The sequence below is a fragment of the Hyunsoonleella sp. J2K-J805 genome, assembly GCF_057167125.1.
The window spans coordinates 3,331,052-3,347,476 of sequence record NZ_CM169901.1; the positions used below are offsets into that span (position 1 = coordinate 3,331,052).

At 35.2% G+C, this 16,425-nt stretch carries 14 protein-coding genes; 2 read left to right on the forward strand and 12 right to left on the reverse strand.

Annotated features, from left to right (window positions below; all coding sequences use genetic code 11):
- Positions 1–325: 325 nt before the first annotated feature.
- The gene (gene gcvP / locus AC1B0Z_RS14655) at positions 326–3,175 is read right to left on the reverse strand and encodes an aminomethyl-transferring glycine dehydrogenase (RefSeq protein ID WP_483792863.1); all 2,850 of its coding nucleotides are present in this window, start codon (positions 3,173–3,175) and stop codon (positions 326–328) included.
- 354 nt (positions 3,176–3,529) lie between these two features.
- On the opposite strand from gcvP, the gene AC1B0Z_RS14660 reads away from it, so the two are divergent.
- Positions 3,530–4,360 (forward strand): UbiA prenyltransferase family protein, encoded by an 831-nt coding sequence (locus AC1B0Z_RS14660; protein ID WP_483792864.1) that lies wholly within the window; start codon positions 3,530–3,532, stop codon positions 4,358–4,360.
- Between the two features lie 60 nt (positions 4,361–4,420).
- On the opposite strand, the gene AC1B0Z_RS14665 is transcribed toward AC1B0Z_RS14660, so the two are convergent.
- From AC1B0Z_RS14665 to AC1B0Z_RS14695, 7 genes are all read right to left on the reverse strand, one after another.
- A complete protein-coding gene (locus AC1B0Z_RS14665) occupies positions 4,421–4,933 on the reverse strand; it encodes a hypothetical protein (RefSeq protein WP_483792866.1) in 513 nt (170 codons plus the stop codon).
- Positions 4,934–5,319: 386 nt separating this feature from the next.
- Positions 5,320–5,583: a hypothetical protein gene (locus tag AC1B0Z_RS14670; protein ID WP_483792868.1), complete on the reverse strand. Its 264-nt coding sequence runs from the start codon at positions 5,581–5,583 to the stop codon at positions 5,320–5,322.
- A 2-nt stretch (positions 5,584–5,585) separates the two neighbouring features.
- Positions 5,586–6,137, reverse strand: coding sequence for a sigma-70 family RNA polymerase sigma factor (locus AC1B0Z_RS14675; protein WP_483792870.1), 552 nt, complete (start codon positions 6,135–6,137; stop codon positions 5,586–5,588).
- Between the two features lie 214 nt (positions 6,138–6,351).
- Positions 6,352–7,230 carry an SAM-dependent methyltransferase gene (locus AC1B0Z_RS14680; protein ID WP_483792871.1) on the reverse strand — a complete coding sequence of 293 codons (879 nt, stop codon included), beginning with the start codon at positions 7,228–7,230 and terminating at the stop codon, positions 6,352–6,354.
- A gap of 10 nt (positions 7,231–7,240) precedes the next feature.
- Positions 7,241–7,681, reverse strand: a complete 441-nt coding sequence (locus AC1B0Z_RS14685; RefSeq protein WP_483792872.1) for a hypothetical protein — start codon at positions 7,679–7,681, stop codon at positions 7,241–7,243.
- Entirely contained in the window at positions 7,662–8,009 is a 348-nt protein-coding gene (locus tag AC1B0Z_RS14690) for a hypothetical protein (protein WP_483792873.1), read from the reverse strand. The genes AC1B0Z_RS14685 and AC1B0Z_RS14690 overlap by 20 nt, the downstream gene beginning before the upstream one ends.
- Positions 8,010–8,068: 59 nt before the next feature.
- On the reverse strand, positions 8,069–8,572 hold the full coding sequence (locus AC1B0Z_RS14695; protein WP_483792874.1) for a GbsR/MarR family transcriptional regulator: 504 nt from the start codon (positions 8,570–8,572) through the stop codon (positions 8,069–8,071).
- A 301-nt stretch (positions 8,573–8,873) separates the two neighbouring features.
- Here AC1B0Z_RS14695 and AC1B0Z_RS14700 point away from each other — a divergent pair, with 301 nt between their 5' ends.
- Positions 8,874–11,396 (forward strand): CHRD domain-containing protein, encoded by a 2,523-nt coding sequence (locus AC1B0Z_RS14700; protein ID WP_483792876.1) that lies wholly within the window; start codon positions 8,874–8,876, stop codon positions 11,394–11,396.
- Between the two features lie 164 nt (positions 11,397–11,560).
- Here AC1B0Z_RS14700 and AC1B0Z_RS14705 read toward each other — a convergent pair whose 3' ends face one another.
- From AC1B0Z_RS14705 to AC1B0Z_RS14720, 4 genes are all read right to left on the reverse strand, one after another.
- Positions 11,561–12,208 (reverse strand): hypothetical protein, encoded by a 648-nt coding sequence (locus AC1B0Z_RS14705; RefSeq protein WP_483792877.1) that lies wholly within the window; start codon positions 12,206–12,208, stop codon positions 11,561–11,563.
- Positions 12,209–12,374: 166 nt separating this feature from the next.
- The gene (locus tag AC1B0Z_RS14710; RefSeq protein WP_483792878.1) at positions 12,375–14,411 is read right to left on the reverse strand and encodes a M3 family metallopeptidase; all 2,037 of its coding nucleotides are present in this window, start codon (positions 14,409–14,411) and stop codon (positions 12,375–12,377) included.
- A 163-nt stretch (positions 14,412–14,574) separates the two neighbouring features.
- Positions 14,575–15,057, reverse strand: a complete 483-nt coding sequence (gene purE / locus AC1B0Z_RS14715; RefSeq protein ID WP_483792880.1) for a 5-(carboxyamino)imidazole ribonucleotide mutase — start codon at positions 15,055–15,057, stop codon at positions 14,575–14,577.
- Positions 15,058–15,139: 82 nt separating this feature from the next.
- Positions 15,140–16,294 (reverse strand): 5-(carboxyamino)imidazole ribonucleotide synthase, encoded by a 1,155-nt coding sequence (locus AC1B0Z_RS14720; RefSeq protein WP_483792882.1) that lies wholly within the window; start codon positions 16,292–16,294, stop codon positions 15,140–15,142.
- Positions 16,295–16,425 lie beyond the last annotated feature (131 nt).

Here is a 16,425-nt window from a genome sequence, read left to right on the forward strand (position 1 = left end):
AGAGCGATTACTTTTTAATCATTTCCAAATGACAATATAATTGCTTTTTAAAAATTACCGAAAAAGAACTAAAAAAAATTACGACGTTCAAAGACAGGTTTTACTCTGGTTTTTGAATGGGTTTTGGCGGATAAGCCCGCGTTAGGGATAGGAACGGCATCCTTTATGCGAAGCTTTTGATGACAAAATTTTCAGGTTAAGAAATATCTGGATTAAAAGTGTGAGACCCCGAAACAAGTTTGGGACTGCTTCGCAGAAAGATAAAGTGGATAGCCCGACCCTTCCCGATAGCTGACGGGAAGGGTAACGCCAAAATATTATTATGTTATGCCTGCGCGTACTCTTCTATTGGCGCACAAGTACAGATTAAATTCCTGTCGCCATAAGCATCGTCTACACGCCTTACTGAAGGCCAAAACTTATTGTCTCGAATATAGTCTAGAGGAAATGCAGCCTTTTCTCGTGAATATGGCAATAACCATTCGTCTGAGGTTATCATTTCCATAGTATGTGGCGCATTTTTAAGTACGTTATTTGTGTCTTCCTTAGTAACCGTATCAATCTCATGTTTTATAGAGATCATCGCATCACAAAAACGGTCTATTTCTTCTTTGCTTTCACTTTCTGTAGGCTCTATCATCATGGTGCCGGCCACTGGGAATGACACCGTTGGTGCATGGAAACCATAATCCATCAGGCGTTTTGCAATATCTACAACCTCAATTCCATTTTCTTTAAAAGGACGACAATCGATGATCATTTCATGAGCTGCTCTTCCTTTTTCACCAGAATATAGCGTATTGTAATAGCCATCCAGTCTGTGTTTGATGTAATTGGCATTTAAAATGGCTACTTTGGTAGATTCTGTTAGGCCTTCCGAACCGAGCATTTTGATATAGCCATAGGAAATCAAACAGGCCAAAGCAGAGCCAAAAGGTGCAGCAGAAATAGCTGTTATGGCATCTTTTCCACCAGTTTCTATGATTGGATTTCCAGGTAGGAAAGGTGCCAGTTGTTTGGCTACGCAAATTGGGCCAACACCTGGGCCGCCGCCGCCATGTGGAATAGCAAATGTTTTATGAAGGTTGAGGTGGCACACGTCTGCACCAATATTTCCAGGATTTGTAAGACCAACTTGGGCATTCATGTTGGCACCGTCCATGTATACTTGTCCACCATTATCATGAATAATTTGTGTGATTTCTTTAATAGCAGATTCGTAAACGCCGTGTGTTGAAGGATACGTTACCATTAAAGCTGATAAATTATCTTTGTTTAATTCTGCTTTTTCTCTTAAATCATCAACATCTATATTGCCTTCTTCGGTTGACTTTGTAACCACTACTTTCATGCCTGCCATCACAGCGCTTGCAGGGTTTGTACCGTGTGCTGATGACGGAATTAAACATATATTCCTGTGATGGTCACCACGAGATTCATGGTAAGCTTTTATAACCATGAGGCCAGCAAATTCTCCTTGTGCCCCAGAATTTGGTTGCAAAGATGTGGCTGCAAAACCAGTAATTTCTGTGAGCTGATCTTCTAATGCTTTTAAAACTTCTAAGTAACCTTTTGCCTGTTTTTTAGGTACAAAAGGATGAATATTTGCCCATTTGAAAATACTCAATGGTAGCATTTCTGAAGCTGCATTGAGTTTCATGGTGCAAGAGCCCAATGAGATCATGGAATGGTTTAATGCCAAATCCTTACGTTCTAAAGACTTAATGTAACGCATTAATTCAGTTTCAGAATGGTATTTATTGAAAACCTCTAGAGTCAAAAACCCTGATGTTCTTGAAATTGAAGTGTCAATATTATTTGCAGGAGAGATTTCGGAAATTTCGATCGTATCTTTTCCGGCCGCTTCGGCAAAAATGGATATTAAATAATTGAGATCTCTAATAGATGTAGTTTCGTTTATTGAAATGGTCACCGTATTTTTATCAGGATACCAAAGGTTTACTTTCTTTTCGGATGCCACTTTTTTAATGGCTTTTGCTTTGGTTTTTACTTGAAGCGTGTCAAAATAAGAGGTGTTTGCCTGTTCGTAGCCTAGGGTTTCCAAAACTTCGGCTAATTTGGAGGTTTTGTTGTGTACTTGATCTGCAATAAATTTTAAGCCTTTAGGTCCATGATACACGCCATACATACTGGCCATAACAGCTAATAAAACCTGTGCGGTGCATATATTTGATGTTGCCTTATCTCTTTTAATATGTTGCTCTCTGGTTTGTAGCGCCATACGTAAGGCACGGTTATCGTTAGTATCTTTTGTAACACCAATGATGCGTCCTGGAATATCTCGCTTGTATGCTTCTTTAGTGGCGAAATATGCCGCATGCGGACCGCCATAACCCATTGGGATACCAAAGCGCTGGGTAGTGCCTACAACCACATCAGCACCAAATTTCCCGGGAGCTTCTAGTTTTACCAAACTTAAAATATCGGCTGCAACGGCTACTTTTATGTCGGAAGCATTAGCTTTTTCCATAAAAGATTTTATATCTGTAATTTGACCGTCTTTTCCAGGATATTGCAGAATAGCACCGAAGAATTCCGATGAAAAATCGAAATTCTCTTCTTTTCCAATTACTAATTCAATACCAATTGGTGTAGAACGTGTTTCTAATAATGATAGTGTTTGCGGTAATATTTGTTCAGACACAAAGAACTTATTGATACCTGCTTTCTTTTGAGGTCTGCTTCTCACGGCAAATAATAAACTCATGGCTTCGGCAGCTGCAGTACTTTCATCTAAAAGCGATGCATTGGCGATTTCCATCCCAGTTAAATCGGTTACCATGGTTTGGAAATTCAAAAGTGCCTCTAATCTTCCTTGTGCAATTTCAGCTTGGTAAGGGGTGTAGGCGGTGTACCAACCCGGGTTTTCCAAAATATTTCTTTGAATCACCGCTGGCATTACAGTTGGGTGATAGCCTAAACCTATGTATGTTTTGCGTGCTTTATTCTTTTTGGACAGCTCATGAATATGCAACAAATATTCATACTCTGTCATAGGTTCGTCTAAATTTAGTGGTGATTTTAAACGAATATCATCAGGAATTGTTTCTGAAATTAATTGATCTAACGAATCTAGACCTAGAGCTTCTAACATCAATTTTTGATCTTCTTCTCGAGGTCCAATATGGCGCAAAGCGAAAGCATTTGTGTTCATTTCAAGCAAAATTTATTACATAATTTGCAAAATTACTGAATATTTGAAAGGTTTTATTGAAGAAAATCGAAAGTTTTTAACCATTCGATGCATTTATTAACACTGAATTTTACTTTTTGTGGGTTTTGATAACAAATGATGTTTGTTCGTCAGTTCTAGTGATTTTGAGATTATTGAAATCAAAATATATTTTGATTGAAGATACCGAGCGAAGCTCAAAATTGTATCGAGAACTATTTTCAAGATCCAAAACTCTTATTCTCGATACAAATTTTACTCATTTCAATCGTAAAATTCACTCGAACTGACAGAGTTTTGCCAAATTGCACAATTGGTTTTGTTTACTTTTACAGTATGGGCATTTTCAAAAAGCTTCTTAATTTTTATATCAATAGCAGCATTCATGTGGCTTTAGCAGTATATGCATTAACTTATGTTACGCTTCTGGAGTTTGATTTACCTTATGACAAAGCGGTGCTCTATTTTGTGTTTTATGCCACCATTACAGGCTATAATTTTGTGAAGTATTTTGGGTTGGCAAAATTCCATCATAGGAGTTTAGCTAATTGGTTAAAGGCGATACAGATCTTTTCGTTTTTCTGCTTTTTGTTGATGGGCTATTATGCATTGAAGCTTCCTTTGAAAATACTAATTTATTTAGGCGTTTTTGGGTTGATAACCTTTTTTTATGCAATTCCGTTTTTACCAAAACGTATTTTTATTGACAAGCATCACAATTTAAGAAGTATAGGTGGTTTAAAGGTGTATGTAATTGCCTTAGTTTGGAGTGGTGTAACTGTTTTTTTGCCGTTGTTGAGTAATGATTATTCAATAGATGATGATGCGTTTATTACCGGGTTTCAGCGTTTTTGTTTTGTGATTTTATTGATGTTGCCTTTTGAAATAAGGGATTTAAAATTTGATAGCTTAAAGTTGTCTACAATTCCGCAAAGGATAGGGGTGAGGAAGACGAAAATAATTGGTATTGTGATTGCGATCACAATTTTCTTATTGGAATTTTTTAAAGATGAAACCTCCCAAACTCATATTTGGGTTTTGGGTGTGGTGCAATTGCTAACGGTTTTGCTTTTGGTGTTCGCTCGAAAAAACCAAAATAGATATTATAGTTCGTTTTGGGTGGAGGGGATTCCTGTTGTTTGGCTTTTGCTGTTGCTCGTAAACTGAGACCAAGTCTCTAAAAATGGTTATACAGAGCAAGACTAACTTTTATATTAAATTGAAATGTTAGAGTAATTTTAGTTTATCCAAAAGTTCTCCTAATGACCATCCAATGCCAATGCAAGTAAGTACAACCCACCAATATTTTTCCAAAAGGCTTATGAATTTGAGTTTTTCGGTTAAATCTCTAATTCTGGTTTTTTGATCACGAATTATTTCTTCATGTATTAGTTTGTCCTTTTGCAAACGTTTAATTTCTATGTCAAGGCTATCTCTTTCTTTTGACAAGTTCGATTTCGCAAGAAGTTCAGATTCACTTTTGGTAAAACCACCTTCGTCTAAAAACATCTGAGTGGCTCCGTTTGTTGCAATGTATTTTGACCGACTTTTTAAATTAACAGTTGCAATTCCATTTGTTTCTTTGTCTATTTCTTGTAATAGAACTTTAATAATATCAACTGAAGTATTAGGGAAAAGTTCATTTTGCAGTTCGGTTGAAGCGATAGTGCGATGATTTTGTGCAATGCAATATTTTAAAATCTCATCTTTAGCCTGTCCTTTGGTGAATTTTTCAATCATAAGTTTGAATTTTTTAACTCATCGAGTTCAAGATAACAAACATAACTTTTGCACAGCCCTGACAAACACACATTTATCTTGAGGTTTTACAAAAACCATAGCAAGTAAGCCCGCGTTAGGTATAGAAACGGCATCCTTTATACGGAGCGGTTGATGACCGAATTTTTAAAGTTAAGACAGGTTTAAAACAACAAGGATGAGATCCCGAAACCAGTTCGGGACTGCTCCGCAGAAAGATATAGCCCTTTGACTGCGCTCAGGATAAACTCCTATCCCAACTAGAAGACTGCTGTTTCATGAAACGTTGGAATATGAAATCGAGGGGAACGCCCAAATAAACGTATAGGAATTTAAGTTTCTAGCAAAAGTTTTGTTAGAAACGACTTTTAATGCTTTGCTAATTCTTCCTTAAGCTTAGCCTGCATTTCCTTTTTTGTTTTAGGATCCAAGCGTTCGGCTTTAGAAGATTCTATAGCCTTGGTGAGCTTAACGTTGCGTTTGTAATAAGCGCGTGTAATTTTGCACCAAGACAAACGGATGTTTAGTTTGATTTTTTCCCAAGTATTGGCCTCACCATATTGCGCCTTATCGCAAATATGTTTTGCTTCATCACAACTTATAAATAAAAGACCTTTTTTCTTTTGCTCCATGATTAAAACCAATTTTTTTCGAGGCAATCCGCCATGGCGGTTCGTGCTCTGTGGATGATTACCCAAAGGTTAGACGGAGTTATATTTAGTTCATTACAAATCACTTCGGTTTCATAATTTAAAATGGTTTTCATCTTAAAAACGTCCGCCTGTTTTTGCGGTAGTTTGTCCAAACAGTTTTGTATGGCACTGCCCAATTCGCTGTTTTGTAAGGTGTCTTCAGCGGTTTTGTCAAACGGGTCCGCAACCCGTTCTTCCAGCCAATCGCCCTCACTTTCGGTGTCGTTATAATTAATCCGTACCTCGGCTTTTCCCTTGTTACTATTAATTTTTCTGTAATGGTCTATAATTTTTCGCTTTAAAATGGAGATGAGCCATGTGCGTTCGCTAGCCTCTCCCTTAAAATTTTTCATAGATTTCAACCCAGCTAAAAACGTTTCCTGTACCAAATCCTGCGCCATCTCCCTGTCACTCACGCGTGTAATGGTATAGTTAAACAGGTAGTCGGAATAAAGTTCAATCCACTTATTAGGATCTATTTTATGTTCGGTCATTCTCGTAGCTCTTTTTTTGAAACCCAAAAATAAGCTAAAATTTTGATTTATATTAATGTAAGTGAAAAGGTTATTGTTTTTTGGGTGTTCCCCTAAAAAGTCTGGCATGCAGGCATGCAGGCTTTTACTAGTCGCTCCTCCTTAGGTCGGGAGCTCCACATGCAGTTCAATCTCTAACGCAACTATCCGCTAACTGTATTCTCTCCTAATGAATTTATTTTTTGCAAGTTATAATGTAGTACCCAAAACTTTTCATGTGTAACCCAGATAATAATGCATAAAATGAACCCTTTAAGTTATGTAAACTTTCTCTTTTTAATTGTTTTGAGTTTACAAGTTTTTTAAAGGCAAAACCTAAAATAGCAAATGGTACATGAAGAACAGAAGGAGCTACTCTAAAAGAAGCGTCTTCAACTTTTACATCACTAAAACCTGCAGCTTTTAAATGTGCTACCATGTTCTCGATAGTTTCAAGCTTTTCTAAGCTCCAATGATTACAAAGCTTTCTGTACGCATATTTGCCACCGTGGCATAAGTCTTTTAAGTCTTTTTTTAAAAAGGCATCCGCAATTACTAATGTTCCATTAGGTTTTAGAATTCGAAAAGCCTCAGCTATCGAGTTGCCACTATGACCAGAATGACAAAAGCTTTCAACAGCTATCGCCGCATCAAAAGTCTCAGTCTCAAATGAGGTTTGGTTGTAATTCTCTTTTAAGATTGCACCATTTAAACCCTTCAATAGCATGTTACCTTGCAGCACTTGAAACTCTGAAAGTGTAACACCAAAAGCAGTAAGGCGCTTGTTCTTTTTAAGCATATATCGCATACTGCCACCCATACCACAACCTAAATCCGCTAAACTTGTTTTTTCCGTTTTAGAGAGTTTTAGCTTTTTCAAGATTTGATGATTCATTTCATTCAGCATACTATCCCTTTTCAAAGGATTAGTTTTTAACGGCACAAAATACCCAAAATGCATGTTAAAATCTTTACTCCAGAATTCATAATCTTCTGTAGCCTCGTTATAGAAATCAATCATTTCTATACGATTGGTTTCTGTTTTTTTATTTAGATGTATTGCTGTTGATTTCATGTCTCTAACTTTAAAGGTTGAAATAGAAAATTAAATTATGTGTTAAGAGCCAAGTGTAAACAATTGCAAAAAGTGTAAATAAGCTATTCATAAAATAACTACCTATTTTAAAGATTAATTTTTTAGGAATGTCATACATAGGGTAATATGCAATTTGAGTTGCTGCTTTTCCAACCCAATAAGCTGCAATTAATCCAGTTATAGCAATAGCTAAGGCGGTATGGTTTTTTAAATCATTTGGAATCAAAATAGAAATTAATCCAAAAGAAAAATTAAGACCTTGTATATATCTGCCATAGGTTTTTGCAATTTCTTGATTTAAAGGCCTAAGTTGTTTAACATCGCTGTACCAGTCAAATACTTTATGTCTTATGTAAGGATAAATTAAGGCTGTAAAAATTTGACCGCAACCTCCCAAAATAATAAGCCAATTAGGAATTTGAGTTTTCATGATTTTTAATTTTATAAGTTATATGTAAATTGAATAGCGCTAGAAATCCAGAAACAAACAACCAAATGAATAATAGTTCTATGGCAAGTACTCCATAGATATTTAATATTTTGAATGTGCTTGCAAGAAGTATTGTAAGTAATACGTAACCGTAAAATAAATATTTAATCGGTTTTGGAAGCTTTGATATATTTCTTAATATGAAAACAGAAATACCTATTTGATAAACTCCTAATATTGGAAGAGCTATAATTGCACCCCAAAAAGTTAATGAGATTGCCAATAGAATAACTGTTAAATAAAGATTGGCTTTATATATACTTTTCATTTCATGTAATTTTTAAACTTTCAGAAAATATTGAAAGTTATATTTAAAAAAATAGTTGTCTATTTCATCAATTTAAAAACAGACTTTGTTAACCAGTTTTGTTTTTGGTTCACAAGTTTGTTCATTAACGTGTCCAAATCGTCTGTTAAATCTTTTAAAGCTTTAGTTTGTTTTATTAATTCCTTTGTTTTTGCTGTGCCATCATCTTTAATAGAACTTACATCTTCCAAAACTTTTATAACAGGCTTTATTTCTCTTCGGCTGCGCTCTTTGGCAACTATTCTTGCCAATTCCTGAACATCTTTTTCAGTGGTAAAAAACTCTTTGCGCTCACCTCGTACAATTTCTTTGGTTACAATGCCCCAATCCATTAATTGACGCAAATTCATACTTGTATTGCCTCTAGAAATTTTCAATTCCTCCATAATCTCTTCCATAGACAATGGTTTTATAGAAATAAAAAGTAACGCCTGTATCTGCGCCATAGCTTTGTTTATGCCCCAAAGCGTACCCAAACTTCCCCAAGTACTTATAAATTTTTCTTTTGCTTCTTGATATTCCATAGCACAAATATATAAATAATTTCTAAACTTTCAATAATTATTGAAAGTTTATTATCAGCTTAAGGGATATAATTTGATATCGTTTATGGTTATATAATATTGACAAGTAATTAAAGAACATGAGTAAAATGAATGGAAATTAAAATCATAGATATAATTGTGAATGATTCCTTTTCAGTATTCAAGATTCCGTTTCGAATGATTTTATTTTCACAAATCAATGTAAACATGTTGCTTTGTTTAACAATTTCTTTCCTGGGAAATTATAAAAAGAAATAAATCCGTTTAACAAAAAAAAATTATGAAAAAAAATCACTTTGCTAATTGCGGTAAGCAATTAAAAAAACAAATTGAATTAGTGTTTCTTGTACTATTAATAGGTTTTACACAAAACATACTAGCTCAGAATTCAACTAATGGAATTGATGAAAACCTTCTTGAAGATTTAATTCTTCAAGCAAGAGACGAACAGAATTTACAACCATTTCAAAAGTTAAGACAAGAATCTTTTGAAGCCACTCTTACAGGAACACAAGAAAATCCTGCTATTACTGTACGGTCATTTGGTTCGGCAAGAATTGAGTTGGTTGGTAATACATTAATTATTGTTGGCTCATTTACAGGCTTAGAAGGAGAATTGGCAACGCAACTAGCAGGAGGAGGGCATATCCACGAAGGCTTAGCAGGAACAAATGGTCCAATATCCGGAACGCCAAATTCTACTACACCGCAAGGTCCAGCTTTATTATTAGATATTACAACAGATAACACAAATATCAATGGAAGCTTTGTAAACGTATTTCGATTAACAGATGCACAAGTAGGTTTATTACAAGCCCGTTCTTTATATATAAATATACATTCTCAAGCTAATTTAGGGGGAGAGTTAAGAGGGCAAATCTTACCTGTTTCTGATGTAGCTTTATTAGCAAATATGTCTGGTGCTAATGAAGTACCATCTATAGTGGCAAACTCTAACGGTAATATTGTGTTTGATTTAAAAGGTAATATTTTAACTGCATCAGGATCTTTTTCTGGGTTAGAAGGAGATATTGCTGTAGATTTAGCTGGTGGTGCCCATATACACGATGCTGTAGCTGGTAGAAATGGGCCTATCTCAATTCTTTTAAATATAAAAGCAAGCGATGATAATAGGAGTGGGGTGTTTTTAGCATCACAAAATACATTTGAATTGACTAACGCGCAAGTTGCTTTATTATTAAGCCAAGGTAATTATGTTAATATCCATTCGCAAGCTAATAGAGGCGGTGAGTTAAGAGGGCAAATAACACCTTTAACAAACGCAGCATTTAGGGTGCAATTAGCAGGGATACAAGAGGTGCCAGCAGCTGTAAACACCACAGCAAATGGACGTTTACTAGTAAGTTATGATAGTGGTAATAATCAATTAATCGTATCGGGATCTTATAATGGATTACAAGGTGCTTTAGCAACAGATATAGCAGGAGGTATTCACTTACACACAGGTATAGCAGGTACTAATGGGGCAGTAACCATTTTATTAAATACTACACCAGACGATGCAAATAACGGTGTGTTTTTGCCAGAGAATAATACATTTAATTTAGATGAACCTGGTGTTATTGTAGCACAAGGTGAGACACCAGAAAGTTTTGTAGACGGATTATTTGCAAGAGGCATTTATACAAATATACACAGCGAAGCATTTAGGGCAGGAGAGTTAAGAGGTCAAGTAATGCCATTAGCTCAAGCGTATTTGGCAACAAATTTAGATGCAAGAAACGAGATTCCTTTGACAACAAGTGATGGTTTTGGAAACATCCAGTTTGAGTTAAGAGGCAATCAATTAATTTCTAGCGGAAGCTTTAGCAATTTAAGTTCTGCATTAAACGTGGAATTAGCAGGAGGAGTACACGGACATTTAGGAAGTGCTATAGAAACGGGAGCTATTCAGTTCTTACTAAATACCACACCATCGGCAGATAATTTAAGCGGTGTATTTGAAGCGGTAAATAATGTGGTAGAGTTAACAGATCAACAAAGAGAAGCAATCTTAACAGGTAATATTTATATTAATGTACACTCGCTTAATAATGCACCTGGTGAGTTGAGAGGCCAAATATTAAGAGACGACAATGCATTTCCAGCAATATCTAATATTACAGATGTAAATACAGGTAGCAGATTTAGGCCATCACCATTTACAGTATCGTGGGAAGAAGCTCTAGATCCAAATGAAGACTTGGTTGTTTACACACTTGAAGCAAGTTTAAATGATAATTTTGATTCATTATTGATTAATGAAAAATTAGCAGAAACTTCTTTCGCACCTCAAAGAACGCAAGCTATAGCATTATTTAGAATACTTGTTAGAGAATTTCTTGAAGCTAGAAGAACTAGAAGAGTTGCTGTTCTTAATTTAAGAGTGTTATCTTCTGACGGAAGTGTAAGTACTATAGGCGACGCTTTTGAGCAAGAAATTACTTTAAACTTACTAAGAAGTTTATTGAGCGTGAGAGGGTTTAATAAAAGTCAAGTCCAAAAAGAGATGAAGCAATTAGAATCTCTAGAGCGTAAATATGCATTTGGAAGAATGGTTTTTCCTAATCCAGTAACTAATGGTATTATTAATATTAATACTAAAGGCGCATTAATATCTAAGATGAACGTTGCTGTGTACGATTCAGTAGGAAATTTAGTATACCAAAATAGTTATAACAATGTGGATGCTAACAAAACGGTTAGTATTAATGGGGCTAATCTTGCAAGTGGTGTTTATATTGTGAGAATGACTGATGATAATGGGAACTTTAACAGTTCAGAAAAAGTAATTGTCAAATAACTATAAATATTTAAAAGAAAAGAGCTTAACCGTTATGGTTAAGCTCTTTTTTACTTTAATTTAATACCTTCAAAAAAAGCATTAAAAGTTTATTATTTTGATTAGTAAATTATAATAATAGAAGGTTTTTTTTCTTTTCACTTATGTTTCAATGGTAATATTACCTATTTCATTAGCAAATGGATATGGTCATCATGTCGTACTGCATGACAACCATGAAACCTTATTTTGGGTTGATCTGAAAACCCAAGTGATTTTTTTAAATAAGGTTCAATAAAGATTTTTCTTGTGGAAGGCATTGCTAACAATCTTGAAATTAAGATGCTGGTATGTGTCTCATCCAATTGTAACTTGTTGATTGTTCCAAAAGTTAAATATTTAGAAAAATTATATTGCCAATACCCTTGAGATAGGCAGTGGTTGTTCGTGTTGTTTTTATTAGAATTTACATAAACACCATAACCAGAAATCGATGGTTTTTTGGTGGTAGGCTTATTATCTTCACCTAAGTACATAAAAGAAATGTCTACCTTTTTTCCATCATTATGACTAAGGTGAGGTAATAGGGGGAAATTATTAAAAAAAGGAAAATTAGCATCTAAATAGGTAATAGTAATGCTATTTGATGTAAATAATGCATGTGCAGAATCTTCTAATTCAGTTTTAAGCTCTGGTGCGACGTAATTTCGAAATAGCAATGGGTAGACTAAATTTCTTGGTTCCAATTCTTCACTAAAAACTGGAAGTGGTTCTCTACCAAATTGTTTAGCAATTGGAGGAATGATAAGTAAATTGAAAACTAAATAGAGCATAGGGAAGATATATCGTTTTCTCTTTTTGGTTTTTTGTGAAATCCACAAACCCAGTAACCAAATGATACCTCCAATTTGCGTAAGTGCGGTTAAAAAAATAAATATAAAAAGGTGTTTAATAAGTCTTAGAAACCTCATAAACACCTAAACGTTAAAATTTATAAACTTATTTCAACAACCCCGCACGTTTCAACAAAGCCTCAGGTTTTGGTTCTTGCCCTCTAAAACGTTTGTATAGCGTCATTGGGTTTTCTGTTCCACCTTGTGAAAGCACATTATCTTTGAATTTATCAGCAACAGTTCTGTTGAAAATGCCTTTTTCCTTAAAATACTCAAAAGCATCGGCATCTAAAACTTCTGCCCATTTGTAACTGTAATATCCAGAGGAATAACCACCCTGAAAAATATGAGAAAATGCAGTACTCATACAGTTCTCTTCAACATCAGGATATAATTTTGTACCTTCAAAGGCTTTATTTTCATTAGCTTTTACATTTGTAATATGGCTTGGGTTTGTTCCGTGCCAACTCATGTCTAGCAACCCGAAACTTAATTGGCGCAGCGTTTGCATACCCTGGTGGAAGGTTGCCGAAGCTTTAATTTTTTCCACTAAATCCATTGGAATAACCTCATCCGTTTCATAGTGTGTAGCAAATAACTCCAATGCTTCTTTTTCGTAGCACCAGTTTTCCATCACCTGACTTGGTAATTCTACAAAATCCCAATGCACGCTGGTTCCCGATAAGCTGGGATAGGTGGTGTTGGCCAACATACCGTGTAAAGCGTGCCCGAATTCATGAAAAAGCGTTGTAACTTCATTAAATGTCAACAACGATGGTTTGGTCTTTGTCGGTTTTGTGAAGTTGCAAACTATGGAAATATGTGGTCTGCTATTTTCACCATTTTTAACGTATTGCGGTTTGTAAACGGTCATCCACGCGCCGTTGCGTTTTCCCGGTCTTGGGAAATAATCCGCGTAAAATATGGCTATAAAATTACCTTTAGAATCTGTGACTTTATAGGTCAACACATCTTCGTGGTATTTATCAATGGTGTCAATTTCTTCAAAATGTAAGTCGAATAATTTTTCGGCTATTTTGAATGAGCCATCAATAATATTTTCAAGCTTGAAGTAAGGTTTTAATTTTTCATCATCCAAACTGAATAGCTTTTGTTTCAATTTTTCAGAATAATAAGCGCCATCCCATTTTTGTAACTGATCTATGTTATCCAAATCTTTTGCAAAACTTTCAAGATTGGTAAACTCGCGTTGGGCAGCGGGTTTTGCTTTTTCCAAAAGTTCATTCAAAAACTTCTGAACTTTCTCAAGCGTTTCTGCCATGCGTTCTTCCAATACAAAGTGTGCGTGGGTTTTATAGCCTAAAAGGTTTGCACGCTCATGCCTTAGATTTACAATATCCAAAACTATCTTTTGATTATCTAAATCATCATTTTTAAACCCTTTACTGCCAGCAGCTAAAGACATTTTTTTACGCAATTCCCTATTATCAGCGTAAGTAACAAAGGGAATGTAACTAGGATAATCCAAAGTAAAGAGCCAACCTTCTTTGTCTTTAGATTCTGCCAGTTGTTTTGCGGCTTCTTTAGCGCCTTCTGGTAATCCTGATAAGTCATTTACATCCGTAACCAACATTTCAAACTTGTTGGTTTCGGCTAAAACATTTTCTCCGAATTTTAACTTAAGCTGACTTAACTTCTTATCGATTTCTCTTAGTTGTTCTTTTTTGTCTTCTGGAAGATTAGCGCCGTTTCGCGAAAAGCTTTTATATTTTTTATCCAAAAGCGTCTGTTGCTCAATAGTTAAGTCTAATTCATTTCTAGAATCGTAGACAGACTTTATACGCTTAAATAAATCTTCATTCAAAGTAATGTCGTTACTAAATTCTGACAGCATAGGAGACACATCTTGCGCTATTTTTTGAATGGTTTCATTAGTTTCAGCAGAATTTACATTAAAGAAAATACTAGAGATTCTATCTAATTTTTCCCCTGAAAACTCTAAAGCTTCAATGGTATTTTCAAATGTAGGAGCTTTGGAGTTTTCAACTATGGCATCAATTTCAGCTTTAGCTTCTGAAATAGCTTTTTGGAAAGATGGTAAGTAGTATTCATCCTTAATTTTTGAAAAAGGAGCTGTATTGTATGGTGTGTTAAAACCGTTTATCGATGAGTATTCAATCATTTTCTCAAAAAAATGTTAAAGTTTAATGTTTGTTATGCGCGCACAGTAGTCAATGTATTTTTTATTATTATTTTTGCGCAGATTTTTCAGAGGAGTTAACTTTTAACTCGTAAGAATTATTGTTAATAGCTAATGAAACCTCGGCTTTTTTGTCGGGGTTTCTCTATTTTAAACCCTTAGCCGATTCGTGAACTTTAACTTTCAATCCTTCTTTATAAGCTATAACTTTATCTAAAACACACTTATCATGTGCTCCAATAATTTGTGCTGCTAAAATCCCCGCATTTTTTGCGCCGTTTAAAGCTACCGTAGCTACAGGAACACCTCCAGGCATTTGTAAAATGGATAGTACAGAGTCCCAGCCGTCAATGGAGTTGCTGCTTTTTACAGGAACACCAATTACGGGAAGAGGCGATAGGGAGGCTACCATTCCTGGTAAATGAGCAGCACCACCAGCACCTGCTATTACTACAGCAAACCCTCTAATGTGGGCATTTTTACCGTAGTCGAATAATTTTTCTGGTGTGCGGTGCGCAGATACTATATCAACTTCAACTTGTAAATCAAAACCTTTTAAGATGTCTATCGCATCTTGCATTACAGGAAGATCGCTTTTGCTTCCCATGATAACGCCTACTTTGCTCATAAATTCCAAATTTTAAATTCCAAAGCCCAAAAGCTTCATTTTCACTATTGGAATTTGGTTTTTAGTTATTGTTTATTGTGATTTACTCACTTATTACTTTAATTGATTTTTTAACACCTTCTGCTACGCGACGTGCTTCGTTTAAATCTTCATTTACAATAGTAACGTGTCCCATTTTTCTAAATGGTCTGGTTTGCCTTTTACCGTAAATATGCGGTGTAACACCGTCCATCGTCATAATATTTTCAATATTTTCATAAATCACATTACCCGTATGTCCTTCTGCACCTACTAAGTTCACCATTACGCCACCAACTTTACTATCAGTTCTCCCCAAAGGTAAATCTAAAATAGCACGCAAATGTTGTTCAAATTGTGATGTGTAACTTGCTTCGATAGTTTGGTGACCCGAATTGTGAGGCCTTGGAGCCACTTCGTTTATTAAAATCTCATCGTCTTCAGTTTGAAACATTTCAACAGCTAACAGTCCTACATGGTCAAATGCTTTGGAAACATCCAGTGCTACCTCTCTCGCTTTTTTCGCGACTTCGTCCGAAATTCTCGCAGGACAAATCACATATTCCACTTGGTTGGCTTCGGGATGAAATTCCATTTCTACCACAGGGAATGTTTTGGTTTCGCCTGAGGGGTTTCTAGCTACAATTACGGCAAGCTCATTTTTAAACGGTACCAATTCCTCGGCAATACATTCGCCTTTTGGTAAATTTTCTAAATCCGAAATTTGTCTTACAACCTTTACACCATTACCATCATAACCAAATTGAGCTGCTTTCCAAACAAATGGTAATTCTAATCCACTATTATTTATGGCATCTTCAATTTCAGATAAATAAGCAAACCTTGAAAAAGGTGCCGTTGGTAATTCGTTATCAATGTAAAACAGTTTTTGCTTTGCTTTATTTTGAATGGTGTGCAAGGTTTTAGAAGCGGGATATACTTTAACACCTTCCTTCTCCAAGGCTTCCAGCGCATCAACATTTACATTTTCAATTTCAATGGTTAGTACGTCAACCTTTTTTCCGAAGTTAAAAACCGTATCATAATCCATTAAATCACCTAAATGAAACTCATCACAGGCCGTCTTACAAGGAGCTTCCTTACTAGACTCCAACACGCAAGTGTAAATATCAAACTTACGCGTGTTGTAAAGTAGCATTTTACCCAATTGCCCACCACCAAGGATGCCTAATTTAAAATCTGAGGAAAAATAATTCATTCTTAAAATTTAAAGAATACAAGTTAAAGATGCACAAAAATACACTTAAATAACAAATTCTGTAACCAAATCATAAATCAAAACATCGTAAATCGTAAATCATTTAATTATCTTTGCCTTTTTCAAACTTA

Excerpts from the sequence above, each read along its gene's own strand:
- AC1B0Z_RS14665 (WP_483792866.1), bottom strand. The coding sequence starts at position 4,933 with ATGATTGAAAAATTCACCAAAGGACAGGCTAAAGATGAGATTTTAAAA.
- AC1B0Z_RS14670 (WP_483792868.1), bottom strand. The coding sequence starts at position 5,583 with ATGGAGCAAAAGAAAAAAGGTCTTTTATTTATAAGTTGTGATGAAGCA.
- AC1B0Z_RS14710 (WP_483792878.1), bottom strand. The coding sequence starts at position 14,411 with ATGATTGAATACTCATCGATAAACGGTTTTAACACACCATACAATACA.
- AC1B0Z_RS14660 (WP_483792864.1), top strand. The coding sequence starts at position 3,530 with ATGGGCATTTTCAAAAAGCTTCTTAATTTTTATATCAATAGCAGCATT.
- AC1B0Z_RS14680 (WP_483792871.1), bottom strand. The coding sequence starts at position 7,230 with ATGAAATCAACAGCAATACATCTAAATAAAAAAACAGAAACCAATCGT.
- AC1B0Z_RS14720 (WP_483792882.1), bottom strand. The coding sequence starts at position 16,294 with ATGAATTATTTTTCCTCAGATTTTAAATTAGGCATCCTTGGTGGTGGG.
- AC1B0Z_RS14705 (WP_483792877.1), bottom strand. The coding sequence starts at position 12,208 with ATGCTCTATTTAGTTTTCAATTTACTTATCATTCCTCCAATTGCTAAA.
- AC1B0Z_RS14700 (WP_483792876.1), top strand. The coding sequence starts at position 8,874 with ATGAAAAAAAATCACTTTGCTAATTGCGGTAAGCAATTAAAAAAACAA.
- gcvP (WP_483792863.1), bottom strand. The coding sequence starts at position 3,175 with ATGAACACAAATGCTTTCGCTTTGCGCCATATTGGACCTCGAGAAGAA.
- AC1B0Z_RS14695 (WP_483792874.1), bottom strand. The coding sequence starts at position 8,572 with ATGGAATATCAAGAAGCAAAAGAAAAATTTATAAGTACTTGGGGAAGT.
- AC1B0Z_RS14690 (WP_483792873.1), bottom strand. The coding sequence starts at position 8,009 with ATGAAAAGTATATATAAAGCCAATCTTTATTTAACAGTTATTCTATTG.
- AC1B0Z_RS14685 (WP_483792872.1), bottom strand. The coding sequence starts at position 7,681 with ATGAAAACTCAAATTCCTAATTGGCTTATTATTTTGGGAGGTTGCGGT.
- AC1B0Z_RS14675 (WP_483792870.1), bottom strand. The coding sequence starts at position 6,137 with ATGACCGAACATAAAATAGATCCTAATAAGTGGATTGAACTTTATTCC.
- purE (WP_483792880.1), bottom strand. The coding sequence starts at position 15,057 with ATGAGCAAAGTAGGCGTTATCATGGGAAGCAAAAGCGATCTTCCTGTA.